Origin of the sequence: Tateyamaria omphalii, from assembly GCF_019802125.1 — a bacterium.
Classification (GTDB): domain Bacteria; phylum Pseudomonadota; class Alphaproteobacteria; order Rhodobacterales; family Rhodobacteraceae; genus Tateyamaria; species Tateyamaria omphalii_B.
The window spans coordinates 439,661-452,162 of the sequence record NZ_JAHVHT010000002.1 but is presented as its reverse complement, the minus strand read 5'-3'; the positions used below and the strand labels follow the sequence as shown (position 1 = coordinate 452,162).

At 60.9% G+C, this 12,502-nt stretch carries 10 protein-coding genes and 1 tRNA gene; 3 read left to right on the top strand and 8 right to left on the bottom strand.

Translation table 11 applies throughout. The annotated features are described in order from the left end of the window. Window positions 1-100 precede the first annotated feature (100 nt). Window positions 101-334, top strand: a complete 234-nt coding sequence (locus tag KUV51_RS11195) for a hypothetical protein (RefSeq protein ID WP_222521708.1) — start codon at window positions 101-103, stop codon at window positions 332-334. Here the strand turns inward: KUV51_RS11195 and gltB are convergent, their stop codons facing one another. The 4 genes from gltB to KUV51_RS11175 form a co-directional block, all read right to left on the bottom strand. Next, window positions 335-4,864 (bottom strand): glutamate synthase large subunit, encoded by a 4,530-nt coding sequence (gltB, locus tag KUV51_RS11190; protein WP_222521707.1) that lies wholly within the window; start codon window positions 4,862-4,864, stop codon window positions 335-337. Next, the gene (locus KUV51_RS11185) at window positions 4,861-5,565 is read right to left on the bottom strand and encodes a hypothetical protein (RefSeq protein ID WP_222521706.1); all 705 of its coding nucleotides are present in this window, start codon (window positions 5,563-5,565) and stop codon (window positions 4,861-4,863) included. Before KUV51_RS11185 ends, gltB begins: the two co-directional genes overlap by 4 nt. After that, a complete protein-coding gene (locus KUV51_RS11180; RefSeq protein WP_222521705.1) occupies window positions 5,562-6,014 on the bottom strand; it encodes a GFA family protein in 453 nt (150 codons plus the stop codon). The genes KUV51_RS11185 and KUV51_RS11180 overlap by 4 nt, the downstream gene beginning before the upstream one ends. 192 nt (window positions 6,015-6,206) lie before the next feature. Beyond that, the gene (locus tag KUV51_RS11175; protein WP_222521704.1) at window positions 6,207-7,649 is read right to left on the bottom strand and encodes an NAD(P)-dependent oxidoreductase; all 1,443 of its coding nucleotides are present in this window, start codon (window positions 7,647-7,649) and stop codon (window positions 6,207-6,209) included. 216 nt (window positions 7,650-7,865) lie between these two features. On the opposite strand from KUV51_RS11175, the gene KUV51_RS11170 reads away from it, so the two are divergent. Beyond that, window positions 7,866-8,669, top strand: a complete 804-nt coding sequence (locus KUV51_RS11170; RefSeq protein ID WP_222521703.1) for an undecaprenyl-diphosphate phosphatase — start codon at window positions 7,866-7,868, stop codon at window positions 8,667-8,669. On the opposite strand, the gene KUV51_RS11165 is transcribed toward KUV51_RS11170, so the two are convergent. After that, window positions 8,666-9,646: a complex I NDUFA9 subunit family protein gene (locus tag KUV51_RS11165; protein ID WP_222521702.1), complete on the bottom strand. Its 981-nt coding sequence runs from the start codon at window positions 9,644-9,646 to the stop codon at window positions 8,666-8,668. The two genes, KUV51_RS11170 and KUV51_RS11165, sit on opposite strands and share 4 nt — an antisense overlap. A gap of 205 nt (window positions 9,647-9,851) precedes the next feature. Here KUV51_RS11165 and KUV51_RS11160 point away from each other — a divergent pair. Next, window positions 9,852-9,938 (top strand) — tRNA-Leu (locus tag KUV51_RS11160). A gap of 109 nt (window positions 9,939-10,047) precedes the next feature. Here the strand turns inward: KUV51_RS11160 and KUV51_RS11155 are convergent. From KUV51_RS11155 to KUV51_RS11145, 3 genes are all read right to left on the bottom strand, one after another. Continuing rightward, complete coding sequence (locus tag KUV51_RS11155) at window positions 10,048-11,163, bottom strand: S8 family serine peptidase (RefSeq protein WP_222521701.1); 1,116 nt, start codon at window positions 11,161-11,163, stop codon at window positions 10,048-10,050. Between the two features lies 1 nt (window position 11,164). Continuing rightward, window positions 11,165-11,734: an anti-sigma factor family protein gene (locus KUV51_RS11150; RefSeq protein WP_222521700.1), complete on the bottom strand. Its 570-nt coding sequence runs from the start codon at window positions 11,732-11,734 to the stop codon at window positions 11,165-11,167. Window positions 11,735-11,798: 64 nt separating this feature from the next. Beyond that, window positions 11,799-12,368 carry an RNA polymerase sigma factor gene (locus KUV51_RS11145; RefSeq protein ID WP_222521699.1) on the bottom strand — a complete coding sequence of 190 codons (570 nt, stop codon included), beginning with the start codon at window positions 12,366-12,368 and terminating at the stop codon, window positions 11,799-11,801. Window positions 12,369-12,502: the final 134 nt, after the last annotated feature.

Genomic DNA, 12,502 nt, shown 5'->3' with positions numbered 1-12,502 from the left:
AACTCTAATCAAAAACAAAACGTTAATCGCTTCGGCGCGTTAACCGATTCTGCTACCCTCGCTCCGGGTGAGGGCACTTTTTCGTGCTCGGAGACAGGAGATGATCGAAACCACAACAGGCGTCCAGCCGGGCGCCATCGCCCCGCAATACCGTGTCCTCAACGCGACCGATGCCGCCCTTGTCTGGGTGTTGAAATGGGGCGGCGACACGGACCACGTGATTGCCAACAAACTCGACACCATGCCCAGCAAGGTGGCCGATATTCTGGCCGAAAACACCCATGTCGGAAGCAAGGACCAGGCGACCAGGATGGTCGCCCAGTCCAAAGGGTAGTTACTCCGCCGGAATGGCCGCTTCTTCCAGGCTGAGGGGATGGGCCAGCTTGTCCAGCATCTCCTTCGGACAGACCTGAAGGAAATTCTGCTGCTCGGTGTCCCAATGCTGCAGGATATCGGCGGTCTTGACGCTGCCGGTCTCCTCCAGATGGCGCTCCAGCAAGCCCTTCAACTGGTCATGCCAATGCTCCACGGTCACCGGGCAGGTTACAAGCGTCTCCATGTTCATCAACGCTTCGGCCTGCCCGTCAGGGTCATAGAGATAGGCCATACCGCCGGTCATGCCGGCGCCAAAGTTGGCCCCGATCTCGCCCAGGATCACGGCGATACCGCCGGTCATGTACTCGCACCCGTTCGACCCGCAGCCCTCGATCACAACCTGCGCGCCCGAGTTCCGAACGGCGAACCGCTCACCCGCGCGTCCGGCGGCAAACAGGTAGCCGTCGGTCGCACCGTACAGCACCGTGTTGCCGATGATGGTGTTGTCCGCCGCCACGATGGGCGAGGACATCGGCGGACGCACCACCACGGTGCCCCCCGACAGACCCTTCGCCACATAGTCATTTGCATCGCCCGACACTTCCAGCTTCAGCCCCGGCGCCGCAAAGGCACCCAAGCTCTGCCCGGCAGAGCCGGTCAGCTTCACCGTCAGATGGTCCGGCTGCAACGAATTGCGCATCCCGAACTTACGGACGATGTGGCTCGACGTCCGGGTGCCCACGGTCCGATGCGTATTCTGGATCGCATATTGAAGCTGCATCTTCTCGCCGTCCTCAAGGAACCGCGCCGCATCACGCACGATCTGCGCGTCCAGCGTATCGGGCACAGCGTTGCGATCCTTGTCGCGGTTGTAAACGATGTCCGCCGCCCCATCGACCGAGATCAGCATGGGGTTCAGGTCCAGATCGTCCAGATGGGCCGATCCACGCGACACCTGCGCCAGCAGGTCCGCACGGCCAATCACTTCGTCCAGGCTGCGCGCACCGATCTGCGCCAAGAGCTCACGCACTTCCTGCGCGTAGAAGGTGATCAGGTTCACCACCTTGTCCGCATTGCCGGTGAACTTCGCGCGCAGGCTTTCGTCCTGCGTACAAACGCCCACAGGACAGGTGTTCGACTGGCACTGACGCACCATGATGCAGCCCATTGCGATCAGGGCAGCGGTGCCGATGCCGTATTCCTCGGCCCCCAGCATCGCCGCCATGACAATGTCGCGGCCCGTGCGCAGACCACCATCGGTTCGCAGGGTCACGCGATCCCGCAGGTTGTTCATGCTCAAAACCTGATGCGCCTCGGTCAGGCCCATCTCCCACGGCAGACCCGCGTACTTGATGGACGTCGCAGGCGACGCACCCGTCCCGCCATTGTGGCCGGAAATCAGGATCACATCCGCCTTCGCCTTCGCCACACCAGCGGCAATGGTCCCGACACCAGATGAAGCCACCAGCTTCACCGTCACCTTGCAGCGCGGGTTGATCTGCTTGAGGTCATAGATCAGCTGCGCAAGGTCCTCGATCGAATAGATGTCGTGGTGCGGCGGGGGCGAAATCAGGGTCACACCCTTGGTCGAATGCCGCAGCCGCGCAATCAGGTCGGTGACCTTCATGCCGGGCAACTGCCCGCCCTCACCGGGCTTAGCCCCCTGCGCCACCTTGATCTCCAGCTCTTCGCACTGGTTCAGGTACTCGGCGGTCACACCAAAGCGGCCCGAGGCGACCTGCTTGATCTTGGCCGACGGGTTATCGCCATTGGGTTCCGGGTGGAAGTGCGCCGGATCCTCGCCGCCCTCACCAGAGTCCGACTTCGCGCCGATCCGGTTCATCGCCACGTTCAGCGTCTTGTGCGCCTCAGGGCTCAGCGCGCCCAGCGACATGCCCGGCGTCACGAACCGTTTCCGGATCGAGGTGATGCTTTCCACCTCTTCGATCGGCACCGGCTTGCCCAACGGCTTGATGTCCAGCAAATCCCGCAAATGAATAGGCGGCTGCGACCGCATCTTGGCGCTGTACTGCTTCCAGAGCTCAAAAGAGGCTCTATTACAGGCCATTTGCATCATGTGCATCGAAGTCGCTTCCCACGCATGGGTCTCCCCCGACTTCCGCGCCTTGTAGAAGCCACCGATGGGCAGCACATTCGTGCCGGTCCAGCCCGCCGCATGCACCTCCTCGGCCTTTGCCTGAATACCGGTCACACCGATGCCCGAGATGCGCGAGGTCATGCCGGGGAAGTACTCCGCGACCATCGCGCGGGACAGACCCACGGCCTCAAAGTTCAAACCACCACGATACGAGGACACAACGCTGATGCCCATCTTCGCCATGATCTTCAGCAGACCCTGATCAATGGCATTACGATACCGCGCCACCGCCTCGGTCAGCGTCCCATCCAGCAGCCCCCGGTCAATCCGGTCAGCCAGGGAATCCTCCGCCAGATAGGCGTTCACGACGGTCGCCCCACACCCGATCAGCACTGCAAAGTAATGCGGATCAATGCACTCAGCCGACCGCACGTTCAGCGAACAGAAGGTGCGCAACCCATTGCGCGTCAGATGCGAATGCACCGCAGACGTCGCCAGGATCATCGGCATCGCAACCTTGTCGGCACCCGAATGCTGATCCGTCAGCACGATGTGCCCCGCGCCCGACCGCACGGCATCCTCAGCCTCCGCCCGCACACGCATCAGCGCCGCACTCAGCGCCCCCTGACCCGGCTCAAACGTACAGTCGATCTCCACCAGATCCGCGTTGAAGTAGCTGACCAGCTTGTCCCACTGCGCATTGCCCACAAACGGGCTATCGAGGGTGATAATCTCCGTCTGCGCACTGCTCTCATCCAGCACGTTCTTCAGGTTCCCGAACCGCGTCTTCAGGCTCATCACCCGGTACTCACGCAGCGAGTCAATCGGCGGGTTCGTCACCTGGCTAAAGTTCTGGCGGAAGAAATGGCTCAACGGCCGATACTTCTTCGACAGCACCGCGCTCGGGGTATCATCCCCCATCGACGCCAACGCCTCTTTCCCGTCCTCGGCCATCGGCGCCAGAATGTTCTCCAACTCCTCAATCGAATAGCCAGCCGCGATCTGACGACGGCGCAGCGTCTCGCCATCAAACATCGCCTTCTCGGTCACACCTGACAGCTCGCCCTCAAGGTCGGTGATCTTGCCCACCCAGTCGCCAAAGGGCTGCGAGGCCGCCAACTGATCCTTGATGTCGGTATCGTGGAACAGCTTACCCTCGACCATGTCGACAGCCAGCAACTGCCCCGGACCAAGCGCGCCCTTCTCGACCACATTGGACTCTTCCAGCGGCACCATCCCGGTTTCGGACCCGGCAATGACCATCCCGTCACGGGTCACGACATAGCGCATCGGACGCAGACCATTCCGGTCGAGGCCCGCGCAAACCCAACGGCCATCGGTCATCGCCAAAGCGGCGGGACCATCCCAAGGCTCCATCACCGAGTTGCAGTAGGAATACATGTCCCGCCATGCCTGCGGCAGCTCAATGGCCTGCTTCGACCACGACTCCGGCACCAGCATTGTCTTCGCCATCGGCGCGTTGCGACCCGCGCGCACCAGCACCTCGAACACCGCATCCAAGGCCGCAGAATCCGACGATCCGTTCGCCACAATCGGCTTGATGTCCTCGGCCATGTCGCCAAACGCACCCGATGCCATCCGGATCTCATGCGATTTCATCCAGTTCAGGTTGCCCTTCAGCGTGTTGATCTCACCGTTGTGGGCCAACATGCGGAACGGCTGCGCCAGCCACCACTGCGGGAACGTGTTGGTGGAATAGCGCTGGTGATAGATGGCAAAGGCGCTCTCAAACCGCTCGTCCAGCAGGTCGGGATAGAACTCCGCCACCTGCTCGGCCAGCATCATGCCCTTGTAGATGATCGACCGGCAGGACAGCGACGCGATATAGAGCTGCGGCACCTGCGCTGCGGCGGCCGCCTTCTCGATGCGGCGGCGAATGACGTACAGCTCACGCTCAAACGTCTCTTCATCCACGCCCTTGGAATTCGAAATCAGGATCTGCTCAATCTCTGGCCGGGTCGCATTCGCCTTTTCGCCCAGACAGTCAATGCTCACGGGCACATGGCGCCAGCCGTAAATGTAGTAGCCCATGCGCAGCACTTCGGTCTCGACGATGGTCCGGCAGGTCTCTTGCGCGCCAAAGTCGGTGCGGGGCAGAAACACCTGGCCCACGGCGACCATCTGATCGCGGTTCGGCGTGTGGCCGGTCCGTTCAATCTGGTCATAGAAGAACTCGACCGGGATCTGCACATGGATACCCGCGCCATCGCCGGTCTTGCCATCCGCATCCACAGCACCCCGGTGCCAGATCGCCTTCAGCGCCTTGATCCCGTTCTCAACGACGGCCCGGCTCTTCGATCCGTCCACGGAAACGACAAGGCCCACACCGCAGGACGAATGCTCTTCCGCCTCGGAATAAAGACCGTTTTCGGCCATAAACGTGCGCTTGGCTTCTTCGCGGCGAACCCAGTCAGCATCATATTTGGTCATTGGTCGGTTCCTTTCGTCGGGCTTGCGTGACGCGCCAGCGTTGGCTCGCATTCGTAGAGGGGTGTTGTGGCGAAAAATCCGGGCTCACCCGGATAGATGAAGTCGATGGGGGACACGTCCCACTCCTCGATCGCGCCATCGCGGTTGCTCCGGTACGTGCCGGAAATGAAGTGGCGCAGGCGCGGAACGATGTACTCCGTCCCGGTCATGGTGAAATCACCTTCCTTGGTGCTTTCACGGCGCATGGAAAACTCGGTCTGCAGCAGCGTCTCGCCATCGATCACAACGCTCTCGGATATGATCCGGTCATAGCCAACAAAGCGCTGCACCTCGTCCGGGCCGCGCTGCTGAAAGTCATAGGAATCCGTCCCCGTCTCCATCAGTTCGGTCAGGTTCAGGGGATCATCCGAGGGCTGCACCAGCACATAATGTTTGGTCGGGAACAGGATATAGCGTTCCAGCCACTGCGTTTCGCGATCGGTCTTGCCCATATAGCGTGGACCGTACTGATCAAAGATGATGTTCCACTGCTCACCAGCCTGGTCGGCGGCGCAGTTGTAGATGTGCGTGACCTCGCAACCACGCTGTTGGATGGTCAGATCACCCACGCAGCCCGGCGGCGGGGTGAACACCAATGGGTCATCCTGCGCCTGCACGGCACCCGCGGCCAGCGCGGCGGTTATAAGGGCAAGCGCTCTCATGTCGTCCCCACATCGGGGTTCAATGCCACAACCTCGTCACGGGTCAGCCGCTTCTGTCCACAATCCTGCAGCGGGATGCCGCTTGGCTTGTGGTCCACGAAAATCTCATGGGTCAGGCTGAAGCCGTCCGGGTCATCAAACAGCCCCATTGGCAGGTCCGTACCGCCGAACCACTCACCCTCTTTCGTCTGACGGAAATACAGGTTGGTGCCGCATTCCTTGCACCACGCCCGCTCCGCCCAGTCGCTGGTCGCACGGGTGGCAATATGCTCGGCCCCGCTCCAGGTCAGATCATCGGTCTTCACGCTGACCTCGAACAGCGCGGACCCCGTCCAGCGGCGGCACGACTCGCAATGGCAGATGCCAAACGTCGTCGGCACGTTGCGCGCGACAAAACGGACGGCCCTGCACAGGCAGCCTCCGGTCATTTTGTCGATCACATCGTTCATTTAGGTGTCCTTAACCTTTGCGGTCATTCGGGTCAGCCATGCTGCCGTTTCGTCTTCATCATTCGTTCAGTTTCGGGTCGTTTTCAAAAACACGCAGTTTTGGCCCGAAAGTTCGCAGTTTCCGAAAATGGACCGAAAAGTGCGTTTTCAGGGGGGTCAAAAACACGCAGTTTCGGGGCCAAAATGTGCAGTTTACTCCGCAGCGATCACCTGGGCCGTCGCGTTGAACTGCTCCAGAATGGCCTCCGCACAGTCGCGCCCATCCCGGATCGCCCACACAACCAGCGACGCGCCACGCACGATGTCACCCACCGCATAGACCCCGTCGACTGCCGTTCTGCCGGTCGTGAATTCCGCCTTGATCGTGCCCCACCGCGTCACATCCAAACCGTCTGTATCCCACAGCGACGGCAGGTCTTCCGGCTCAAAACCCAGCGCCTTGATCACAAGGTCCGCGTCCTCGACATAGTCAGCGTTTTCAATGACTTCAGGTGCCTGACGACCCGTCGCATCGGGTGCGCCCAGACGCATCTTCTGCACCATCACACCGGCAACCTTGTCACCATCAGTGGTGAAGCCCTTGGGCGCGCTAAGCCACTCAAATACAACGCCTTCTTCCTCGGCATTCTGCACTTCACGCTGCGACCCCGGCATGTTGGCGCGGTCCCGACGATAGAGACACTTCACCGACGTCGCGCCCTGCCGGATCGACGTCCGCACACAATCCATCGCGGTGTCACCACCGCCGATCACAACCACCCGTTTTCCTTCGGCGTTCAGGCGCCCGCTGTCAAAGTCAGCCACCTCGTCACCAAAGCTCTTGCGGTTGGACGCCGTCAGGAAATCAATCGCCTTTTCAATGCCTTGCGCCTCACCATTCGGCATCGACAGATCACGGCTCTTGTAGACACCGGTCGCAATAATCACCGCATCATGAGCCGCCCGGATCTCGTCAAACGAGATATCCTCACCCACATTGCAATTCAGCTTGAAGGTCACGCCACCCGCCTCAAGCTGTTCATTGCGGCGCATGACCACATCTTTCTCCAGCTTGAAGCCAGGGATACCATAAGTCATCAGCCCGCCCGCGCGGTCATAGCGGTCGTAGACGGTCACCTGCACGCCCGCGCGACGCAGCACATCCGCAGCTGCCAAACCGCCGGGGCCAGCACCGATTATTCCAACGGATTCAGTACGTTCGGCCGCGGGCGCGATGGGTTGAACCCACCCCTCTTCCCAGGCGGTGTCCGTGATATACTTCTCCACCGAACCGATAGTGACAGTACCGTGGCCGGATTGTTCGATCACGCAATTGCCTTCGCACAGACGGTCCTGCGGGCAGATGCGGCCACAGATCTCGGGGAAGGTGTTGGTGGCCTGGCTGACCTCATAAGCCTCGCGCAAACGCCCCTCAGCCGTCAGCTTCAGCCAATCGGGAATGTTGTTGTGCAGCGGGCAATGCGACTGACAGTAGGGCACACCACACTGCGAACAGCGCGACGCCTGTTCCTTGGCCTTGGCATCGGCATATTCCGCATAGATCTCGCGAAAATCCTCACGACGTGTCTCCGCATCGCGCTTCTCAGGCATGTCACGTTCGATCTTCACGAATTTCAACATCGGTTGGTCAGCCACGAGCCAGTCCCCTCAGTTACATTGGTTTGCGCGGTCTAAGGCATCACAAAGACAAATAAAAGTCAGCGATACTGACCTTTATTACGATTTCCCTACCAAATCGAGCGCTTGATTAACTTTTTTTGAACTTTTTAGATCCGTTTCGGACCTATATTCTGGCTTTGCGTTCAGAATCAGAGGCTTGTAACGTCACCATAGCACAAGGACGTTGGCGCCATGACTCTTTTTCAACTTCTGATGGTAGCCATCATTCAAGGCGTGACCGAATTCCTGCCCGTTTCGTCCTCGGGCCACCTTATCTTGTTGCCGACATTGACAGGCACACCAGATCAAGGGTTGGCGATTGATGTCGCGGTCCATGTGGGCACCTTGCTGGCCGTCATTCTCTATTTCTGGGCGGACGTGCGCGTGGCGGCGCGCGGGTTGACCAGGCTTGCGCAACGCAAGGTCGACACGCAGGGTGCGTTCCTGGCGCTTTGCCTTGTAACAGCAACGATTCCCGCGCTGATCGTCGGTATTGCCATCAAGGTCACCGGGCTGGACGAGGCCATGCGCAGCGCTGCGGTGATCGGTTGGACCATGTTGATATTTGGACTTGTGCTGTACTGGGCCGATCGGCGCGGCCCGACCGAGCGCACCGCCGATCGCTGGACCATCACACACGCCGGGATCATGGGCCTTGCCCAATGTCTCGCGTTGATCCCCGGCACATCCCGATCCGGTATCACGATCACCGCCGCCCGCGCCCTTGGCTATGAGCGTGAGGGGGCCGCGAAGCTTTCAATGCTGATGTCGATCCCGGTGATCCTTGCCTCGGGCGCGGTGCTGAGCGTGGATGTCGTGACGCAAGCGAACTGGGCTGTGCTGCGGGATGCGGTGATCGCGGCAGCGTTTTCATTCCTTGCAGCTTTGGCCGCACTAGTACTGATGATGCGCCTTCTCAGGACGGTGAGCTTCACACCCTACGTGATTTATCGCGTCGTGCTTGGGGTTGGCCTGCTGCTCTGGGCTTACAGTTAGGTGCGCAGGTTCTTCGCACTTTCCTTGATCGCATCGTACTGACCCGACGGACGGAAGCGCCAAAGGTAGTCCGGCAAAACTGACGCAAGCGCAACCGGGTCGATGCCCAGCGCGTCAAAGCCTTTCGCGCCTTCGGCGACAACGTTGTCGTTCCGCAGATTGCGAACCTGATCGCGCGTGATCTGCGCGGGAACCAGTCCCAGCGTCAGCGCATTCAGCGTGTCAAATCCAAAGCCCATGATGGACGCCAGCCAGAAGGGGATGTTCACGACCACTCGGCGGCGGCGGATCACCTGCAGCATGGTTTCCATCAATGCGCGGAAAGTACTGACATCGGGGCCGCCCAATTCGTAGACACCAGGTTCGACCGTGCCCGTAAGCGCTGTTTCCGCTGCCTTCGCCACGTCGTCGACATAGACCGGCTGGAACCGCGTGTTGGCACCGACGACAGGAAGAACCGGACCCAAACGGGACATGGATGCAAATCGGTTGAAGAACTGGTCTTCTGGTCCAAAGATGATGGATGGCCGCAAAATGACAGCGGTCGGCATATGTTCCAGGACGGCAGCTTCGCCTTCGGCTTTGGTACGGGCATAGTCGCTTTCGCTGTCTGCATCCGCGCCGATTGCGGACACATGCACCATCTTCTCCACCCCTTGCGCGGCGGCGATCCGGGCGATGCGGGCGGCTCCTTCGGCCTGAACAGCATCAAAAGTGTTCTTGCCCTGCTTTGCCAGAATGCCCACGCAATTCACAACGGCATCGGCGCCCGTCATGACCTGCGCCACCGAAGCATCGTCACGAATGTTGCAAAGGACCGGTTCAACCTGGCCCACAACGCCATAGGGTTTGACGAAGATTGCCTCGTTCGGGCGACGCACGGCAACGCGAACACGCCATCCGGCCTTGGCCATGCGTCGTGCGATATAGCGACCGACGAAACCGGACCCACCATAGATCGTGACCAGCTTGGACATCTCTTGCTCCTCGCGCACAGCTTCGCAAGGTGGTCTATCCCCCGCATGACCGACAGACAAGACGCCAATTTGGCGCGGGATGAGGCCCACTTCTCAGTTTTCACGAAACTCCGGTCGGCAGCTGCCTCACTTTCAGCCGACATGGGCTCCAGAATCGGATTGACACCCCCTGTTGCCAGCCTTAAACGACGCTCCACCAACCCGTGCCCAGATGGCGGAATTGGTAGACGCGCTAGCTTCAGGTGCTAGTGTCCGTATGGACGTGGAGGTTCGAGTCCTCTTCTGGGCACCAAATCACTCAACTTTTTAGCATTTTGTCGACCGCTTGGTGATTTGTCATCGCTTTGAGCGTTCGAGACGCAAGCTTGGTTGCGTTGCCAGCATAGTGGCTTGGCTGGCATTCAGCACCCGGAAAACTGCAACAGCCCTGCTCCAAACACGGTGTCGCGCCCGGCGGGGCCCAGATCCTTTGCTGCTGCACCCAAGGACTCACGGACCGATTCCACGGACCGCCGGGTCAGGTTTTTGTCCGCCGCAATGGCTGCCGTCACAAAGGGCGCCGCCATCGAGGTGCCGCTCGCGATCCGGAGGCGCGCACCGTCGCGCACCATGATATCCACCCCTGGCGCGGCCAGATCCACATGCGACCCACGTCCCGCATTGCGGAAAATCGCGCCGTCGCGATCCACAGCGGTCACGCCCAGCACGAAGGGAAAAGCAGCGGGGAACTGGGGCGGCGCGCTCGGGCCTTCATTGCCAACTGCGGCCACCAGAAGCATACCGTCTGCCGCAGCCCGCGACAGGGCCCGGTTCATCAGCTTGTTCCGTGGCCCTGCCATGCTGATGTTGACAACACGCACCCCGTTCGCAGCCAGCCAGTCGAGCGCACGCAAGATCGGAACAACACCTGCCGTGTCACCCTGAGAGATGACATTGGCGCTGTAGAGCGGCGTGCCGCGCAACCGTCCCGGCCCCACAAGCAGCGTTGCGATCCTGCTCCCGTGCTCCATGGCTTGTGCGTCGGACCCGCCCCCGAAAGCTTCCTGAATGATCTGGCCTGAGGCGAGGCCGGGGTGGTCCGGCGCCACGCCGCCGTCGATCATGCCCACGCGCGCGCGGGCGACGCAGCCCTCTTCGGGCCAACCGATCATGGAACCGGCGTAGTCGACCGCGGCCAGAGCGCGGCTCTGTAAACTATAGAGGTGGTTCGCTCCGGCGGTAACGCCGGGAACTGCAGCCTCGATCTCGTCAATGGCCTCTGGGATAGTGGTGCCAATTGGAATGCGAAATACGACAAGAATGTCGTCCAGACTGGGCAGCGGATGCTGTGCGAGGAGGACATAGCCGCGCGCCTCGGCGCGCGCGATCAGCACTTCCGGCGCCTCTGCTGTCAGCACGACAAGTTCCCGCTCGTCCGTCACGGCAAAAGGCAGGTCGCCAGCCCCTGTGGCGCGGGGTGGCCCGGCAGGTCCACAGGCAGCCAGAACAAGGCACACGAACACGATCAGGCGGATCATATCACTCCTCGGCAACGATCTCGACAAATGGCGAGGTTTCCAGAGCTGTCTGTGCCGCTTCCCGCGCGGCGGCGTCGACAAATACCAAGCGGTAAAAGCCCAAGGCGCTTGGTCCATCCACGATATTTGCACCGGCGCTGCGCAGCAAGGCCTCGATCTCCGCCGCAGTTGTTTCGGATGCGAATGTCACGGCGAGGGTCGCATCCGCGGGCGTTTCGGAAACGGTGCGATACAGTGGGCCGTCTTCCGAGCCGCCGCCAACGATCAGAAAGGTCCCCTGAACCAGTACGACCGCGCCGAGAAACATGGCCGCGATGCGCCATACCGGTCGGTTCGGCTGGTTCGCGGGTTTGGTTCGTTCGATCTCGGCCGCCAACCTGTCCCAGCCTCCTTCTGCAGCGCCGTCTCCCAGGGCCAGAGCGCAGCGAAGCCCTGCCATCATTTCCAATTCGGCGCGTAGCGCGGGGTCTGCGTCCGCCTGCGCCTCGATCCGGGCGGCGGTCTCGGAGTCTGTTTCGCCGCGCACGTGCGCCAGCAATTCGTCTTCGCTCAGTCCGTCTGGTCGGCTCATGTCAACCTCTCTGCCAGGATATCGAGTATCCATTGGACGGGCGAGAATACGGAACGGTTCAAAATCATTTCAACCCTCCGCGTGACAGACAACGCATCAACAGCTTCTTGGCGTGATAAATGCGGCTTTTCACGGTTCCTTCTGGGACGTTTTCAACAACAGCCACCTCGGCACAGCTCATCTCTTCGTAAAAGGCCAGATGAATCGCGGCGCGCTGGCGATCCGGCAGCTTGTCGAGGCAGGCCCGCAGCCGCGCAGCATCCTGTGCAGCGCCCATCACCGCTTCGGGGTTGGGCGCATCGTCGACCCGGGCATCATCTGCCTCGCTCAGGGTAACGCGGGCCTGTTTGCGGATGTGATCGACGGTCTTGTTGCGCGCAAGCGTGAGTATCCACGACCGTACGCTGGACCGCCCCTGGAACCCCGCCGCACCACGCCAAACGCTCAGCATTGTGTCATGAACTATGTCATCAGCTTCCGCTGCATCGCGGACGCGCGGGCGGACAAACCGGGCCACCGCATCGGCATGGTATTCGTAGAGGGTCTTCATCGCCGACATGTCGCCCTGACCGATACGGGCCAGCAGGGCCGCGTCCTGAGGTTCGCGTTTGGGAAGGGTGCTCTGATCGGTCATCTCAGGCGAACTTACATGGCCGTATGTCCGATTCAACGGCTTTCAGCCATCGCGCCACGGACCAGCGCAGAGTGGCAGGTTTCCGCTAGGTCAAAAAACTTTGAACCGAATGCCGGGGATCAACGACCCACCCA

Coding starts and splice junctions, on each gene's coding strand:
- KUV51_RS11150 (WP_222521700.1), bottom strand. CDS start 11,734: ATGAGCCGACCAGACGGACTGAGCGAAGACGAATTGCTGGCGCACGTG.
- KUV51_RS11185 (WP_222521706.1), bottom strand. CDS start 5,565: ATGAGAGCGCTTGCCCTTATAACCGCCGCGCTGGCCGCGGGTGCCGTG.
- KUV51_RS11155 (WP_222521701.1), bottom strand. CDS start 11,163: ATGATCCGCCTGATCGTGTTCGTGTGCCTTGTTCTGGCTGCCTGTGGA.
- KUV51_RS11145 (WP_222521699.1), bottom strand. CDS start 12,368: ATGACCGATCAGAGCACCCTTCCCAAACGCGAACCTCAGGACGCGGCC.
- KUV51_RS11170 (WP_222521703.1), top strand. CDS start 7,866: ATGACTCTTTTTCAACTTCTGATGGTAGCCATCATTCAAGGCGTGACC.
- KUV51_RS11180 (WP_222521705.1), bottom strand. CDS start 6,014: ATGAACGATGTGATCGACAAAATGACCGGAGGCTGCCTGTGCAGGGCC.
- KUV51_RS11165 (WP_222521702.1), bottom strand. CDS start 9,646: ATGTCCAAGCTGGTCACGATCTATGGTGGGTCCGGTTTCGTCGGTCGC.
- KUV51_RS11195 (WP_222521708.1), top strand. CDS start 101: ATGATCGAAACCACAACAGGCGTCCAGCCGGGCGCCATCGCCCCGCAA.
- gltB (WP_222521707.1), bottom strand. CDS start 4,864: ATGACCAAATATGATGCTGACTGGGTTCGCCGCGAAGAAGCCAAGCGC.